The 14,541-nt window shown below is 58.6% G+C and carries 14 protein-coding genes; 10 read left to right on the forward strand and 4 right to left on the reverse strand.

Annotated elements, in window-relative coordinates; translation table 11 throughout:
* The first annotated feature begins 1 nt into the window (after window position 1).
* The 6 genes from MCIT9_RS08820 (at window position 2) to MCIT9_RS08845 (ending at window position 6,918) form a co-directional block, all read left to right on the forward strand.
* The gene (locus tag MCIT9_RS08820) at window positions 2-1,201 is read left to right on the forward strand and encodes a glycosyltransferase (RefSeq protein ID WP_317704528.1); all 1,200 of its coding nucleotides are present in this window, start codon (window positions 2-4) and stop codon (window positions 1,199-1,201) included.
* A complete protein-coding gene (locus tag MCIT9_RS08825) occupies window positions 1,198-2,787 on the forward strand; it encodes a glycoside hydrolase family 140 protein (protein ID WP_317704529.1) in 1,590 nt (529 codons plus the stop codon). The genes MCIT9_RS08820 and MCIT9_RS08825 overlap by 4 nt, the downstream gene beginning before the upstream one ends.
* Window positions 2,784-3,569 (forward strand): glycosyltransferase family protein, encoded by a 786-nt coding sequence (locus tag MCIT9_RS08830; RefSeq protein WP_317704530.1) that lies wholly within the window; start codon window positions 2,784-2,786, stop codon window positions 3,567-3,569. The genes MCIT9_RS08825 and MCIT9_RS08830 overlap by 4 nt, the downstream gene beginning before the upstream one ends.
* Window positions 3,566-4,531 (forward strand): glycosyltransferase family 2 protein, encoded by a 966-nt coding sequence (locus MCIT9_RS08835; protein ID WP_317704531.1) that lies wholly within the window; start codon window positions 3,566-3,568, stop codon window positions 4,529-4,531. The genes MCIT9_RS08830 and MCIT9_RS08835 overlap by 4 nt, the downstream gene beginning before the upstream one ends.
* Window positions 4,528-5,889, forward strand: a complete 1,362-nt coding sequence (locus MCIT9_RS08840; RefSeq protein WP_317704532.1) for a glycosyltransferase family 4 protein — start codon at window positions 4,528-4,530, stop codon at window positions 5,887-5,889. The genes MCIT9_RS08835 and MCIT9_RS08840 overlap by 4 nt, the downstream gene beginning before the upstream one ends.
* A gap of 144 nt (window positions 5,890-6,033) precedes the next feature.
* Complete coding sequence (locus tag MCIT9_RS08845; RefSeq protein WP_317704533.1) at window positions 6,034-6,918, forward strand: DUF6444 domain-containing protein; 885 nt, start codon at window positions 6,034-6,036, stop codon at window positions 6,916-6,918.
* Here the strand turns inward: MCIT9_RS08845 and tnpC are convergent.
* Entirely contained in the window at window positions 6,863-8,323 is a 1,461-nt protein-coding gene (tnpC, locus tag MCIT9_RS08850) for an IS66 family transposase (RefSeq protein WP_317704534.1), read from the reverse strand. The two genes, MCIT9_RS08845 and tnpC, sit on opposite strands and share 56 nt — an antisense overlap.
* On the opposite strand from tnpC, the gene MCIT9_RS08855 reads away from it, so the two are divergent.
* Window positions 8,322-9,029, forward strand: a complete 708-nt coding sequence (locus tag MCIT9_RS08855; RefSeq protein WP_317704535.1) for an IS66 family transposase — start codon at window positions 8,322-8,324, stop codon at window positions 9,027-9,029. The genes tnpC and MCIT9_RS08855 overlap by 2 nt on opposite strands.
* A gap of 71 nt (window positions 9,030-9,100) precedes the next feature.
* On the opposite strand, the gene ltrA is transcribed toward MCIT9_RS08855, so the two are convergent.
* A complete protein-coding gene (gene ltrA / locus MCIT9_RS08860; RefSeq protein ID WP_317704536.1) occupies window positions 9,101-10,435 on the reverse strand; it encodes a group II intron reverse transcriptase/maturase in 1,335 nt (444 codons plus the stop codon).
* A gap of 532 nt (window positions 10,436-10,967) precedes the next feature.
* Window positions 10,968-11,150: a transposase family protein gene (locus tag MCIT9_RS08865; RefSeq protein ID WP_340681275.1), complete on the reverse strand. Its 183-nt coding sequence runs from the start codon at window positions 11,148-11,150 to the stop codon at window positions 10,968-10,970.
* A gap of 537 nt (window positions 11,151-11,687) precedes the next feature.
* Between MCIT9_RS08865 and MCIT9_RS08870 the strand changes: the two genes are divergently transcribed.
* Window positions 11,688-12,377 carry an alpha/beta hydrolase family protein gene (locus MCIT9_RS08870; RefSeq protein ID WP_317704537.1) on the forward strand — a complete coding sequence of 230 codons (690 nt, stop codon included), beginning with the start codon at window positions 11,688-11,690 and terminating at the stop codon, window positions 12,375-12,377.
* Window positions 12,378-12,770: 393 nt separating this feature from the next.
* Window positions 12,771-13,136: an SgcJ/EcaC family oxidoreductase gene (locus MCIT9_RS08875; RefSeq protein WP_317704538.1), complete on the forward strand. Its 366-nt coding sequence runs from the start codon at window positions 12,771-12,773 to the stop codon at window positions 13,134-13,136.
* 55 nt (window positions 13,137-13,191) lie between these two features.
* On the opposite strand, the gene MCIT9_RS08880 is transcribed toward MCIT9_RS08875, so the two are convergent.
* Window positions 13,192-14,253 carry an integrase core domain-containing protein gene (locus MCIT9_RS08880; RefSeq protein ID WP_317704539.1) on the reverse strand — a complete coding sequence of 354 codons (1,062 nt, stop codon included), beginning with the start codon at window positions 14,251-14,253 and terminating at the stop codon, window positions 13,192-13,194.
* Between the two features lie 110 nt (window positions 14,254-14,363).
* Here MCIT9_RS08880 and MCIT9_RS08885 point away from each other — a divergent pair, with 110 nt between their 5' ends.
* The gene (locus MCIT9_RS08885; RefSeq protein ID WP_317704540.1) at window positions 14,364-14,537 is read left to right on the forward strand and encodes a nucleotidyltransferase substrate binding protein; all 174 of its coding nucleotides are present in this window, start codon (window positions 14,364-14,366) and stop codon (window positions 14,535-14,537) included.
* Window positions 14,538-14,541 lie beyond the last annotated feature (4 nt).

A 14,541-nucleotide genomic window follows, 5' to 3' on the forward strand; every position in this document is an offset into this window, starting at 1 on the left:
TATGACAAGAACCTTATTTATTTCTGAAAAGCTCCCCCTACCCGACCATGCCTCCGGTGACCTCAGGTTTTTCTCCCTATTAAACATCCTAACAGCAACCAGCGAAGTCCATCTTGCTGTTTTTGGCTGGCCCGCACAAAAAGCAAAGCTCGGAGAAACAAGATTCGATCACTACCAATCGCTGCTTTCTAAGCATGGAATCCATCTCCACTTAGGACATGTGCCTGCTCTCTTGCGCTCGGGAGATTGGGAAATCATCGCATTTGAATTCTACCATGCTGCCCGGCCCGAATGGATCATCGAAGCCAGATACCATAACCCCAAGGCCAAGCTTGTTATAGATTCCGTCGATGTCCATTTCAAGCGCCTGCATGAAAAGGCCAAAATCACCGGCGAACGAAAGGACTTTGAGCAAGCTGAAAAAACCCGCAGAGGAGAGCTTTTAGCTTACAATCGCGCCGATTTTATCCTTGCCGTCACGGAAACGGATCAACAGCACATTAACCATTATCTTCCCAAAGCAAAAACAGCCCTCGTCCCCAATATTCACCAAATCCACTCACCGGAGCTCAACTCCCCGGAAAACACCTGTCGCCTGGTATTTGTAGGCGGTTTTCAGCATGATCCTAATATCGACGCGGTGCTGTACTTTTGCCGCGATGTGCTCCCCCGAATAGCAGCCCGGATTCCAGTTGAGGTTTATATAATTGGCTCATCCCCTCCGCCGCAACTGTGCAAGCTAAATAGCAACTCGATTTTTGTCACCGGGCACGTCGAAGACACTCTACCGTATTTGAAACGCAGCCACATTTCCATCGCGCCTTTGCGTTACGGCGCGGGCATGAAAGGCAAGATCGGCGAGGCTATGGCTGCAGGTCTCCCGGTGGTCACCACGTCCGTTGGCGCAGAAGGCTTTGGATGCACCCCAGGCGAGCATATCTTGGTCGGCGATACGCCTGAAGTCTTTGCCGAGCACATCGTCAGCTTATGTAAAGATCCAATCCTCTACGAAAAAATCCGGCTTGCCGGCTGGGACTTCATCCGTGAACATTATTCTGAAGAATCCTTGAGACATCAGGTGTTGGAGACCTTTGAAAACATCCTGGCTAGTCAACCGAAACCTTTACCCTGGCGGGAACGCCTGACCAAATCTCTGCAAATCGAATACGAGCGCCACTTAGCGTGGCGCTTTAGGACATGATCAGATTGCTGTTTTTTCTGCTCGTCATTATTGCTGACGCTGAAGCACGCACTGCTATCCAGTGGCACCCCACCGAACTCCAGTTCGAAGTTAACCGATCTATCCCACACCCGCTAGGCGTCAAATTCGGCGCAGTTTTCCGAGGGCCGGAGCAATCCCGGCTGACCGTTCCCGGATTCTGGGACGGCGGCCGAACTTTCAAGATCCGCTTTACCCCCACCCTGCCAGGCACCTGGACTTACCGGACCTATGCCTCGGAAGCTAGTCTCAAGGGGAAAGAGGGAACCTTCAAGGTGGAGACCTCCCACTCCACCAACCCCCTGTTTCGACACGGCGGCTTTCTCCAAGTCTCGGCAAACCGGCACTATCTCACCTATACTGATGGAACCCCCTTTTTCTGGCTGGGCGACACCTGGTGGTTCTGCCCCGGACGCCGATGCCCAATCAATCGATTATCAAATCCTAAAATTGGTTCCATGTACAAGCACATGGTGGATGTGCGGGCGGAGCAGGGATATACGACGGCGCTGATGCTTTTTGCCGGCCATAGTCCCACATTCCTGTACCCGGGCCAGTGGGACGAAAGCTATCTGCGCAATTGGCGTTTTGTCGACTCTTATATTTCCTATGCCAATCAAAAAGGACTGATCCCGGTTTTGGGCACTGGCTTTCACAAAGCCCTGGACAAGGTTCCCTTATCCCAGCTGAAATTGTTGTGGCGCTATCTCATCGCCCGCTACGGGGCATATGCGGTCGGCTGGCTGATCGTGGGGGAATACAATTTTCAAAACGACGGCCGACGCGTCGCCAAGGTCGATGAACTTGGAGAGTACATCAAAAAACTCGACCCCTACAAACGGGCGATGAGCGTTCACCCTTGGCTTTACACCAAGGAAAAGCGCCAGCTCTGGGACAGGCCCTGGTACGACTTCATCATGGTTCAGGGAGGGCACGGCTATCCACCGCCGATAAAATATTACCTTTCGATCTTCAACCGTCCTCCCGCCAAACCCTTCCTGGAGACCGAAGCCCGCTACGAGGGCATCTTCAACGCCGGACCGGACGATGTGCGCCACGCCGCCTACCGGGCCATCCAGACCGGAAGCTTCGGCTATACTTACGGCAGCCACGGCTTATGGCTGCCGCTGCTGTATCCGGATGAGAAAATCCCTTCATTGGAGGCATGGGGGAAGGCATTGCCCTGGTGGCAGGCCCTCAAACGCCCAGGCGCAGAGCAGATGGGTTATCTGCGCCGGTTCTATGAGTCCCTGTCGTGGTGGAATATGGCTCCCCGGCCGGGGCAGGTGATCGATAACATCGGCGATGATGACAAAAGGCGCGTGCTGGTAAAAAGCGATGGTGTTCGGTGGTGGGCGGTCTATTTTCCCCGCTATCTGGATGCCAGCCACCCGGTCCGGTTGCAGGAGATGCCGCAGGGCGTCTATGCCGGCAAGTGGTTCGATCCGCGCCTGGGGGTGTTCGCCTCCCTGCCGAAGGCGCTCTCCCCCGCCAGCGGGGGATACCTCACCCTGCCGGCAAGGCCTGCCGGCTCCGACTGGCTGTTGGTGCTTGAAAAAGTTCGATGAACGATCTTACCGTAAGAATCCGGCGTAAAATCGGCCGCCTCCTCCGGCGCGCCAATCCTGCGCGACTAGGCTGTCCCAGGGTGCTGGTCGCCGGCGTCTATCTTGCCGACCGGAAAAACCTCATCCGCCACATCGTGCAGGAGTTGGGCGAAAGCCGCCTGTTCCGGGTCACCCAGCGCTGGGCCGCCGTCGGCGGCCCGCCTCCCGCCCCGCATGTGACCAGGGCGACTGCCTTAAGACCTGACCGGAAAATTCCGAAATTCCAGTTGCTCAACCGCCTGCTGGCCGGCATCCCCCTGGAAAAATACGCGTTCGTGCTGGTATGCGACGACGACATCCAGCTTCCTGCCGGATTCTTGGACGAATTTCTCACCCTCCAGCAGCGCTACGACTTCGCCCTCGCCCAGCCGGCACGCACCCCCAACAGCCACCTCGACCACGCCATCGTCCGCCAGGTTCCGGGCATGATCGCCAGGCAGACCCGGTTCGTGGAGATCGGCCCACTGTTCAGTATCCGGCAGGATGCCCTTCCCTTACTTCTGCCTTTTCCCGACACCAGTCCAATGGGGTGGGGGCTGGATTTCGTCTGGCCGGTGATTTTGGAGCGGCAAGGTCTGCGCCTGGGCATCGTCGACCAGACCCCGGTACGGCATTCGCTGCGCCCACCGGCCAAAGCCTATCGTGAAGATGCGGCGTTTCGGGAAATGGAATCTTTCCTTGCGGCCACCCCCCACTTGAGCCGGGAGGAAGCCTTGCAGGTCATCGCCGAGTACAAAGCATGATCAGTGTGATCATCTGCACCCACAACCGGGGAGATATTCTAGGCGATACGCTGGCAAGCCTGGTGCCTGCCGTGGGGGAAGCAGAGGCAAACGGCGTTGCAGTGGAACTGATCCTCGTCGACAACCATTCAAGCGACGCGACCGGAGAAATCGGCAAATGTTTTGCCGCCGGCCATGCGTGGGCGCGCTATGTGTTTGAACCCGAAACCGGACTGTCCTATGCGCGAAACCGCGGCATCCAGGAAGCGCGTGGTGACATCCTGGCGTTCGCTGACGACGACGTCTTTTTTGACAACGCCTGGCTGAAAGCCTTGGCCGAAGCGTTTCGTATCCATCCCGACGCAGGTTGTGTGGGCGGCAAGACCATTCCTCTGTTCGAAAGTGGAGAACCGCCTTGGCTACATGAGCAACTGCTTTATATGTATGGCGCCACCAATTCGGGAGATGCGATCTGCTGGTTTGATCCTCCCAAGCATCCTTACGGGGTAAATATGGCTTTTCGTCGGCAGGTCTTCGAGCGAGTCGGATTGTTTGACCCCAGGCTGGGCAGGATTGGCAAATCACTGCTTTCCGGCGAAGAGGCCGATTTTTTCAAGCGAGTGTACGCTGCAGGCTATCAAGTCCTCTATACTCCTTTTGCCGTGCTTTGGCACCGGATCCCGGCAGCGCGCACCGAAAAATCCTGGGTGCTCAGGCGCAGCTATTGGCAAGGGATTTCAGATGTCGTTCACCGGCAAATCGATTCTCCCTTGAGCCGGGGGTCCCTGGTATCCCAGGCAGCCAGAGAAACGCGCGATTTGTTCCACAGGCTCAAAGGACCCTCCTGGAATCCCAGAAAAATCCTTTGGCACATCCGCGGATTGCCTTTTTACGCCCGTGCTTGGCACATGGCGAAACTGGGGTTCATCCTCCAAAGCCTGCGCGAGGCCGTTAGATTGCGCCCGATAAGAGTCTCATCATGAACACCATCCTCTACATCGCCAGCCGCTCCGACATCGCCGGCGGGGAAATTTATCTGCGGGATGTGTTCCAGCATATGGATCGCTCCCGCTTTCGCCCCCTGGTGGTCCTGCCCGACGACGGCGCGTTTCGTGCCCTTCTCGAAGAGATGGGTATCGAATGGGTAATCCAGGAAGTCAATTACGGCTGGCTCAAGCCCCCCCTGCCCTGGTACTCCTTTCTGGCGAATCTGCCGCAGCGGGTGCGCAATCTCGTCCGCCTGATCAAGAAAGAACAAGCCGCGCTCGTCCACACCAATTCCAATCAGATCCTGGAAGGCGCCTTGGCGGCCAGGCTGGCCGGCGTTCACCACCTCATCGTGGTGCACATTCCCTTCCAGAGTAATCTTCCCCTCTACCAGCGTTTCCCCCTCCATCCACACAGCTTCGCCGAACTGATCGGCGATCTTTCCACCCGCATCATCGCCGTGGCCGAATCGGTCGCCCGCTCGCTCTCCCCGCCCATTCCGTGGGAGAAAATCCGGGTCATTCACAATGGGATCGAGCTGGAACGTTTTCAAAACTTGCGCCAGTTTGAGCAGCCGAGTATCCGGCAGGAACTTGGCATACCACAGAATGCCCCCCTGATCACCGGCGTCGGCCGCCTCCATCCGGACAAGGGGTTTGAATACTTCGTGGAGGCTGCCGGCAAAGTGGCCCGGGAATTCCCCGAAGCCCATTTCGCCATCGTGGGGAGCACCGATTCCCCAAATTACCAGGCCAAGCTGAAAGCCCGGATTCAGACGTTGGGGATTGATCGGTGCTTTCATTTTTTGGGCTTTCGCCAGGACATCCCCACCATCCTTACCCAGTCGGACGTTTTCCTGTTGACCTCGCGCTCGGAAGGCGGGCCTTATGTGCTGCTCGAGGCAATGGCCTGCGACTGCGCCTGCGTGGCCAGCTGCTGCGGCGGATTCGTCGAGTACGTCATTCGCCCCGGCCAGACAGGCTTCTTGGTGGAGTACGGCGATCCCGAATCGGCAGCGGATGCGCTACGGGAATTGCTGCAAAACCCTGGACTGAGACAGAAAATCGCAAAGCAAGGACGGGAATTCATATTGACCTGCGGCGAGTTCGATGTTCGCAATTCGGTGCAGAGTCTGATGGACGTGTATGAAGAAATCCTTTCCTCTCCTGCCCCTTCCCCCGGAAACTATGCGATAGACTTATTGCTCCAGGGAGCTACGGAAATAGGTTATCTGGGCCAGAAGGTCACCACCCTGGAAGAAAGAATGAAAAAGGCGGAACGGGCCGCCGCCCTGCTATTGGACAATCCGATTTCACGGATGGCCCGCACTCTCAAAAACAAGGTGAAGTCATGACGTAACCGTTCATTGCGCCAGGCCAAGCCTGGAGAAGGAGGAAGTATGTAGAAGGAAAGACATCGCTGAAACCTTCAGAGCGACCTGACAGGGTACCCGTTCACGGTCTTGCCAAGTGCCTGAAGATTCAGGAGAATGCGGGCCATGGAAAGACTTGATCTGGACCTGAGCCGCCCACCTCCCTTGCCCGGGACGGTGGAGGAATGCCACCGGGTGATCGAAGCGCTTTGGCGGGCGCTGGGAGAATTTCAGCAGATCCAGGCGCGAGTGGAAGAACTGGAGGAACAGTTGGCCTTGGGGTCCGACAATTCCTCCCAACCACCTTCCCAGGACAGCACGAAGAAGCGCGCCGAGCGCAAGGGCAAGCGACCGACGGGACGCAAGAAAGGGGCGCAGGTGGGACATCCCAGGCACGAGCGGGCTCTGGTTCCGGCAGAAGCAGTGGACGAGGTCCGGCATTACTTTCCCCATGGCCGCTGCGAGTGCGGTGGGTCGGTGGCGGTGCGGGGATTCCGTCCCCATCAGGTGTTCGACCTGCCCGAGATTCGTTACCGGGTGGTCGAACACCGGGTGTATGAAGGCCGCTGTGGGTGGTGTGGTCAGAAGCACCAGGGGCGGCTACCGGATGAGGTTCCCCGCGGCCAGATGGGACCTGGGCTGGTGGCGTGGATTGGCTTGATGACGGGGCGCTATCACCTGTCGCTGCGGGAAGTCGAAGCGCTGCTGGAAGAACAATGGGGTCTGAAATTCAGCCTGGGGGCGATCAGCCAGAGCCAGATCCCGCTGCAGGCGTGGCTGGGTCCGGTCTACAACCAGATTGGCGAGGCGGTCAGAAAAGCGCTGATCGCCCATGCCGACGAGACCCGCCACTACCGGGGCCGCAGCATCTATTGGCTGTGGGCGCTGACGACCGATCAGATGGCGTATTTCCTGACCCATTATTCCCGCGGCAAGGGTGCGGCCGGGTTACCGTTCACGGGCTTGCCACTGGAAGTGGTTGAGGTTCCGGCAGGGGCAGGCGGAAGGTGACCTCGCCCTCTGCCATGCCCTGGGCGCAGATGGTCCGCAGGGTCTGATAGACGCCGATCTTGAGGCGCTTGCAGGTTTCGACCAGCGACAGGATCATGGGTCGGAAGCAGTCACCGCGATGCGACTGGCTGAAGAAACTGGTCTTGCGCCAGATGACATAGGGGCGTAGGGCACGCTCTGCCGTGTTGTTGGTCATCGGTACCCCGGGATGGTCCAGGAAGGTCCAGAACCTGGGAAAATCGTCCAACAACTTGCGGCAGCTGCGACCGGTTTTGTTGTCGCCATGTCTTTGGGCGGCCTGTTCCAGTTCGCGCCGGAAGAGGGCTTTGAGGCGTTCCAATCGCCTTCGGTAGCGGTCGGATGGGTAATGGCTCTGTTGCCAGAGCTTGCCGTAGTGAACCGTCAGGCGGGCGGCCCGGAGCAGGCGTTCGCCATCTTCGCCGGCCTGTCCCTTGCGCCCGGCGATCCGTTCCAGGTTGCGGATGAGATGCGCCCAGCAGTATTGGTGTGAGTCCTGGGGATGGTCGTTGTAGGCCCCGTGGCGGTCGGTCACCAGGATCCCCTGGAAATCCCCCAACAGCTCACCGGCCGCACCCTTGCCGCGGGAATAATGGGTCAGGAAATACGCCATCTGATCGGTCGTCAGCGCCCACAGCCAATAGATGCTGCGGCCCCGGTAGTGGCGGGTCTCGTCGGCATGGGCGATCAGCGCTTTTCTGACCGCCTCGCCAATCTGGTTGTAGACCGGACCCAGCCACGCCTGCAGCGGGATCTGGCTCTGGCTGATCGCCCCCAGGCTGAATTTCAGACCCCATTGTTCTTCCAGCAGCGCTTCGACTTCCCGCAGCGACAGGTGATAGCGCCCCGTCATCAAGCCAATCCACGCCACCAGCCCAGGTCCCATCTGGCCGCGGGGAACCTCATCCGGTAGCCGCCCCTGGTGCTTCTCACCACAACACCCACAGCGGCCTTCATACACCCGGTGTTCGACCACCCGGTAACGAATCTCGGGCAGGTCGAACACCTGATGGGGACGGAATCCCCGCACCGCCACCGACCCACCGCACTCGCAGCGGCCATGGGGAAAGTAATGCCGGACCTCGTCCACTGCTTCTGCCGGAACCAGAGCCCGCTCGTGCCTGGGATGTCCCACCTGCGCCCCTTTCTTGCGTCCCGTCGGTCGCTTGCCCTTGCGCTCGGCGCGCTTCTTCGTGCTGTCCTGGGAAGGTGGTTGGGAGGAATTGTCGGACCCCAAGGCCAACTGTTCCTCCAGTTCTTCCACTCGCGCCTGGATCTGCTGAAATTCTCCCAGCGCCCGCCAAAGCGCTTCGATCACCCGGTGGCATTCCTCCACCGTCCCGGGCAAGGGAGGTGGGCGGCTCAGGTCCAGATCAAGTCTTTCCATGGCCCGCATTCTCCTGAATCTTCAGGCACTTGGCAAGACCGTGAACGGGTACGCGGCCGGTGAGCTGTTGGGGGATTTCCAGGGAATCCTGGTGACCGACCGCCACGGGGCCTACAACGACCATCCCCAGGACTCACACCAATACTGCTGGGCGCATCTCATCCGCAACCTGGAACGGATCGCCGGGCGCAAGGGACAGGCCGGCGAAGATGGCGAACGCCTGCTCCGGGCCGCCCGCCTGACGGTTCACTACGGCAAGCTCTGGCAACAGAGCCATTACCCATCCGACCGCTACCGAAGGCGATTGGAACGCCTCAAAGCCCTCTTCCGGCGCGAACTGGAACAGGCCGCCCAAAGACATGGCGACAACAAAACCGGTCGCAGCTGCCGCAAGTTGTTGGACGATTTTCCCAGGTTCTGGACCTTCCTGGACCATCCCGGCGTACCGATGACCAACAACACGGCAGAGCGTGCCCTACGCCCCTATGTCATCTGGCGCAAGACCAGTTTCTTCAGCCAGTCGCATCGCGGTGACTGCTTCCGACCCATGATCCTGTCGCTGGTCGAAACCTGCAAGCGCCTCAAGATCGGCGTCTATCAGACCCTGCGGACCATCTGCGCCCAGGGCATGGCAGAGGGCGAGGTCACCTTCCGCCTGCCCCTGCCGGAACCTCAACCACTTCCAGTGGCAAGCCCGGCCGGGTGACCGCGGGCGATTGCTCACCCGCGGTTCCCACAGATCCGGACGTGCCCGATTAAGGCATCCGGCTCCTCGGACTATGGCGTCGCTACGCAACGGGCAATTCCGTGAACCACGCGCGGTGGGGGGAGTGGGTATCGTTTGTACAGCCGCCCAAAATGGTCCCAGTTCATCCGTTCCCGGTTGCGGCGGGACAACCATTTGTACCAGCGCCGTCTGACCTCGTACAGGAAGCGGGCCAGCGATTGGCTGTTGCCGACGATCCCATAGTAGGCATAATGCCCCTTGAGTTTGCGGCTCAGGGCCGCTTGTTGGTCTGCAACCGGCCAGTGGCGGTGCATCCGGCACCAGTGGTTGATCGCCTGCAGGGAGCGGCTGAGCCGGGCTTGGGCGGTCTTGCGTTTGACGACCCAACGCCCTTTCCTTGAGCGTCCCCAGTAGTGGGTGAATCCCAGGTATTGGAAGCTCTGGCCTTTCCGTCCGGGTTTTCTGAAGTCGAGCAGGCGGGTTTTGTCCGGGTGCAGGCGCAGGCCGTATTTGGCCAGGCGCTTGCCCAGAACGGCCAATACCCGCCGGGCGTCTTCTTCCCGTTTGAACACCAGGACCGCATCGTCGGCGAACCGGACTTCGAAGGCGCTGCCTTGCAGTCGCGGTTTGACCGTCTGCTCGAACCACAGGTCGAGCACGTGATGCAGGTAGAGGTTGGCCAGCAGTGGGGAGATCACCCCACCTTGCGGTGTCCCTTGTTCGGGGTAGTGAAGCTGTCCGCCTTCCATGACACCGGCATTCAGCCATTTACCGATCACGCGGCAGATCACGCCGTCGCGCACCCTCTGCCCCAGAAAGTTCCGCAGCCGGTCCCGGTCCACATCGTCGAAGAAGTTTTGGATGTCCAGGTCGATGACCCAGCCACCGCCCATGGCCATCAGCCCGCCCCATAGCCTCTCCAGGGCCTGGTGGGCACTGCGTCCGGGCCGGAACCCGTAGGCGCAGTCGAGAAAGTCCTGCTCGAAGATGGGTTCCAGCGCCATCAGCACCGCCCGTTGCAGCACCTTGTCTTCCAGCGTGGGAATGCCGATCGGGCGGGTCTTTCCCGTTCCCGGCTTGGGCAGGTGGACGCGCCGTACCGCAGGCGCCCGATACCGGCCGGTCTTGAACCGTTCCAGCAGGCGCGTCAGGTTCTCCTCTAAGTCGGCTGCGTATTGGGATGCAGTCACGCCGTCCACCCCGGCGGCCCCGTCCTTGCGGGTGCGCCGCCAGGCTTCTTCCAGCCACACCACGTCGATGTGGTGGGCAATCGTGGTCAGTTCCAGCTTCGGTTCGATCCGGGCCAGTTCCGCTAGCTTCCGTTGTCGTGTTGAGATGTTCTCCTGGCTCGATGTCCCGGCCATCTGTCCCTCCGAAAGCCCCATCGTCCGACCTGCCGCTTCCCTCCATCGGGTCCCTTGGGGCAGGTTCCCCGACTTCCCAGGTACTATCGGCAGGCTCCGATTGCTCGATCACCTTCCCAGCGCGCTTCGTCGCCTTCGCGCGCCGGTACCCTGCTTCGTGTCCCGTTCGCTCCCATCGGCCGGACACCGCTCCGATGGGCCTGGGCCTTTTCTCACACGGCGCCCGCACCGCTCTTCCCGCAAGGAGTGATCGAGCCCTCCCAGGTTCCTGGGCGACCCTTGCCCTGCATGCCCCGCTCTTCGACCCCGGCGGAGGGATGATGCCAGGCCAGTACAGCACCACCCCTGTTGCCTTCCGTCCGTTCAACAACGTCGGCTCCGCATTCCGTACTTTCGAGGCTCCATCACGCGGCCTACAGGCCCCCTGTGTACGCTTCGCAGTCGGGATCGCTCCTCGACCACGCAACACTCGGTTCCGGCTGGTGGCCAGCCTTGGCCGGACAGGACTTGCACCTGTCAGGTCGCTCTGAAGGTTTCAGCGATGTCTTTCCTTCTACATAACTTCCTCCTTCTCCAGGCTTGGCCTGGCGCAATGAACGGTAACATCCGCACCGCAGATCACCGCGCACACCACAACCACCAGCACTTCCACCAGATCGTAAGTTACCTTCGATGATTGTCGCGGGTCCGGAATCGATACGAACACCTCGCTCAGCGCCAGGGGCTTTTCCAACATCTGTGCCTCCCACAAAAAGCATGCTCCTCAGAGAAGAGGTCTCTAATCTGCTGCAAGTCATCGAATCTTAAACCATCGTCTTCGTGGGGTGTATTCATGCGATTGCCCTGCCCTGGAGGGTTGACTCAGAACTTTTTCGTATGGTAGGTTCGACCATGGAGGTGATGGTAGAGGATTAGGCGGAATCTGTCTAGTCTTGATGAGATGGATTCTGTCTATTTTACTGATAAGCGGACCCGTCCTGGGCCCGCTTATCGCGGAGCTGAGCGACGGGAAGGATTCAGGGAAGGAAAATGGTGGATTGAAGGGAATGAAGGGGGGTTCTTTGACGGCGGAGCCTTTTGACAATCGAAGCCAAGGTGGCACCGATGAAAAAATATACACTGCCAAGAATCAACGGAACAATGCAGGGCTCCGCCTATCAAGGCGCTAGAGTCGAACATCCGTCCTGCCGGCCCATCCAGGGCCGACAGAACGGAAGTCGCTCAGCTCCGCGTTAGCCGTATCAACAGAGCCCAAGAAAAGTCAGAGACCTTGATGAATATAAACAAACTGGAAGATGGTTCAGAATTATTCGATGTGTCGGTGCGGAAGGGTAAAGATTATGCCCCGGAGGTGCTTTTTGCGGTTGGTGCGGGCGGAAACCCTGAGCGTCACGTTACGCTTTTGGATGCACTGGTCGAGGCAGGTTGTACTGTTATTGCCCCACATTTCCCGCGACTTGCTTCGCCAAGGCCCACGGAGGCTGAATTGACAACCCGTGCAAGGAGGCTGTGCCTTGCGCTTGATGCTTTCGGCCAGTCTGGCGCGACTGTTTCTGGCGTGGGCCACTCAATAGGCGCAGCCACACTTATCGCACTTGCCGGTGGGCAAATGTGGTTAGGGCCTGGTCAACGGGTCGACATCTCAGCAGATGCACGGTTAAGTCGTCTTGCTCTCCTTGCTCCACCAACTGGATTCTTTAAAGCACCGGGTGCACTTGATTCGGTGCGGGTCCCCATTTTAACGTGGGTAGGTTCCGAAGATAATATCATACCTCCTTCACAGATTAGGTGGTTGGCTCGGGCAATGCCTAATTCACAGAACCTTGATGTTCGTGTTACTGATGGCGCAGGCCATTTCTCGTTCATGGATCAAATACCGCCTCACGTTGTTGAACCATTGAAAGACAAACAATCATTTCTTCGTGAATACTCGAGCGAGGTTTGTGAATTTGTGTGCGGCTAACAAACACATGCACTCGGACAGCAAAAAGCGCCGCTCGTTCCTCGCTCTGCTTTTTGCTGCCGGTGATGTGAGGCGATAAGCGGACCCGTCCTGGGCCCGCTTATCGCGGAGCTGAGCGACGGGAAGGATTCAGGGAAGGAAAATGGTGGATTGAAGGGAATGAAGGGGGGTTCTTTGACGGCGGAGCCTTTTGACAATCGAAGCCAAGGTGGCACCGATGAAAAAATATACACTGCCAAGAATCAACGGAACAATGCAGGGCTCCGCCTATCAAGGCGCTAGAGTCGAACATCCGTCCTGCCGGCCCATCCAGGGCCGACAGAACGGAAGTCGCTCAGCTCCGCGTTAGGCTGAATTCTACACAAACACAATTTTCAATTGAGGAGATCAAACATGAGCGAAAATGAAATTACAGCACTATTCGATGAATGGAATAGTGCACTCCAAACTGGAGATCCAAAAAGAGTTGTTGCTCTCTATGAAAGCAATGCCATTCTGCTTCCGACCGTATCCAATAAGGTTCGCCACAACCACGAAGAAATCGAGGACTATTTTGTCCATTTTATTGCCAAAGGGCCGGTGGGGAAAATCGATGAGGCAAATATACGCATCTTCGGCCAGCTTGCCATCAACTCAGGCATCTATACCTTCACATTCAAAGATGGTGCCGTCGTGCCTGCACGTTTCACTTTCGTATACCGCTGGAATGGTGAACGCTGGATGATTATCGAGCACCATTCTTCACAGATGCCTGAATGACCAACATTCTTTAATTTCGAGTTTATGTTCATCTATCAATAACAAAACAGAGAGCCTAACTGTCAAGCCCCGTGAGATTGTATACACGTTTTTTGAAGAGCTCCGGCCGCTTCTTCTGCCAGTCTTTGAGGGCCTGTACCGGTGATATGTGTCCCAGGGCCTTCTGGGGGATCTGATGGTTGTAGACACTGGCATACTGCATCAAGGTCCGTTCCAGATCCTGGCTGCTGCGGAAGCGGGTGGTTTTGAGGATCTCGGCGATCCGACCGTTGAAACGTTCTACCATCCCATTGGTCTGCGGATGTTTGGGTGGGATGAGGCGGTGCTCGATGCCATGGCGTTGGCAGGCCTGGTCGAAAAGGTGACGGCCGGTCGGTTCGCGTTCCCCGGTGGCGCAGAAGCGGTCAGTGAATTGCTCACCCCATCCCTGGGGTTCGCCCCTTCGGGGCCCGCTGCGCGGTCCAAATCCGCTCCCGGCGGATTTGTCTTTGCCGTTGTCGGTCAGGACCTTGGTGATTTTGAAGGGAGCCTTGGCGATCAGGCGGTCGAGGAAGCCGGCGGCGACCTGGGCTTCCTTGGTGGGATGGATTTCCAGGCAGACCCAGCGACTGGCCCGGTCGATGGCGACGAAGAGGTAACGGCCCCGAGTCTCATCGGGCATCTTGGGCAGGTACTTGATGTCGATGTGGACAAACCCGGGCTCGTAGTCCTTGAAGCCTTTCTTTTTGGCCTTGGCGGGGGCGTTCTCCCCTTCCTTGGCAGCGATCAGTTCCTTGAGATTGGAGACCCCATGGCGGCGCAGCAGCCGGTCCAGAGCCGAGCGGGACATCTTGGGATGGATGAAGCGGTGAACGACCGCCAGCAGGTCGTCCAGGGGCAGCAGCAGGGTTTCGCGCAGACAGACGACGATCGCTTCCTGCTGCGGGGTCAGGGTGGCATGGATGCGATGGGGCCGGTGCGAGGCGTCCTCGACCGAATCGCGCTGGCGCCACTTGCGGATGGTATGACGATGAACGCCGTATTTCCTGGCCAGGACCGTGGCCGGCAGATCGGAGTTCTGGATCTCCCGGCGGATCTCAGGGGTGGTGCGGGCTTTCTTGTGAAGACGGATGACCATGGCTTCCTCCTCGTCCGTCAGGCTTGAGTCGTCTTTCTGGCCTGGGCCTCTGCCATCAGCTCGCTCAGAACATCCCAGGCACGGAACAAAGGATAGCTCCTTTTGGGAATATGATCACACGGGACCCAACACCCTGGGAAACCCGCCTGGCGCTGGCCATGGTCGATCACCGCAATCTCACCGCCCACACCTACAATGTGGCCCTGGCGGAAGAAATCTTCGCCGCCCTGCCAGCTTACCGGAGGCTCCTGCGCACCTGGTTGAGCCGTCTTGAGAAAGCATGAGCCA

The sequence above is a fragment of the Methylomarinovum caldicuralii genome, from assembly GCF_033126985.1.
GTDB classification, from domain to species: Bacteria; Pseudomonadota; Gammaproteobacteria; order Methylococcales; family Methylothermaceae; genus Methylohalobius; species Methylohalobius caldicuralii.

Excerpts from the sequence above, each read along its gene's own strand:
- MCIT9_RS08820 (WP_317704528.1), top strand. The coding sequence starts at position 2 with ATGACAAGAACCTTATTTATTTCTGAAAAGCTCCCCCTACCCGACCAT.
- MCIT9_RS08825 (WP_317704529.1), top strand. The coding sequence starts at position 1,198 with ATGATCAGATTGCTGTTTTTTCTGCTCGTCATTATTGCTGACGCTGAA.
- MCIT9_RS08830 (WP_317704530.1), top strand. The coding sequence starts at position 2,784 with ATGAACGATCTTACCGTAAGAATCCGGCGTAAAATCGGCCGCCTCCTC.
- MCIT9_RS08835 (WP_317704531.1), top strand. The coding sequence starts at position 3,566 with ATGATCAGTGTGATCATCTGCACCCACAACCGGGGAGATATTCTAGGC.
- MCIT9_RS08840 (WP_317704532.1), top strand. The coding sequence starts at position 4,528 with ATGAACACCATCCTCTACATCGCCAGCCGCTCCGACATCGCCGGCGGG.
- MCIT9_RS08845 (WP_317704533.1), top strand. The coding sequence starts at position 6,034 with ATGGAAAGACTTGATCTGGACCTGAGCCGCCCACCTCCCTTGCCCGGG.
- MCIT9_RS08855 (WP_317704535.1), top strand. The coding sequence starts at position 8,322 with ATGGCCCGCATTCTCCTGAATCTTCAGGCACTTGGCAAGACCGTGAAC.
- tnpC (WP_317704534.1), bottom strand. The coding sequence starts at position 8,323 with ATGGAAAGACTTGATCTGGACCTGAGCCGCCCACCTCCCTTGCCCGGG.
- ltrA (WP_317704536.1), bottom strand. The coding sequence starts at position 10,435 with ATGGGGCTTTCGGAGGGACAGATGGCCGGGACATCGAGCCAGGAGAAC.
- MCIT9_RS08865 (WP_340681275.1), bottom strand. The coding sequence starts at position 11,150 with ATGTTGGAAAAGCCCCTGGCGCTGAGCGAGGTGTTCGTATCGATTCCG.
- MCIT9_RS08870 (WP_317704537.1), top strand. The coding sequence starts at position 11,688 with ATGAATATAAACAAACTGGAAGATGGTTCAGAATTATTCGATGTGTCG.
- MCIT9_RS08875 (WP_317704538.1), top strand. The coding sequence starts at position 12,771 with ATGAGCGAAAATGAAATTACAGCACTATTCGATGAATGGAATAGTGCA.
- MCIT9_RS08880 (WP_317704539.1), bottom strand. The coding sequence starts at position 14,253 with ATGGTCATCCGTCTTCACAAGAAAGCCCGCACCACCCCTGAGATCCGC.
- MCIT9_RS08885 (WP_317704540.1), top strand. The coding sequence starts at position 14,364 with ATGATCACACGGGACCCAACACCCTGGGAAACCCGCCTGGCGCTGGCC.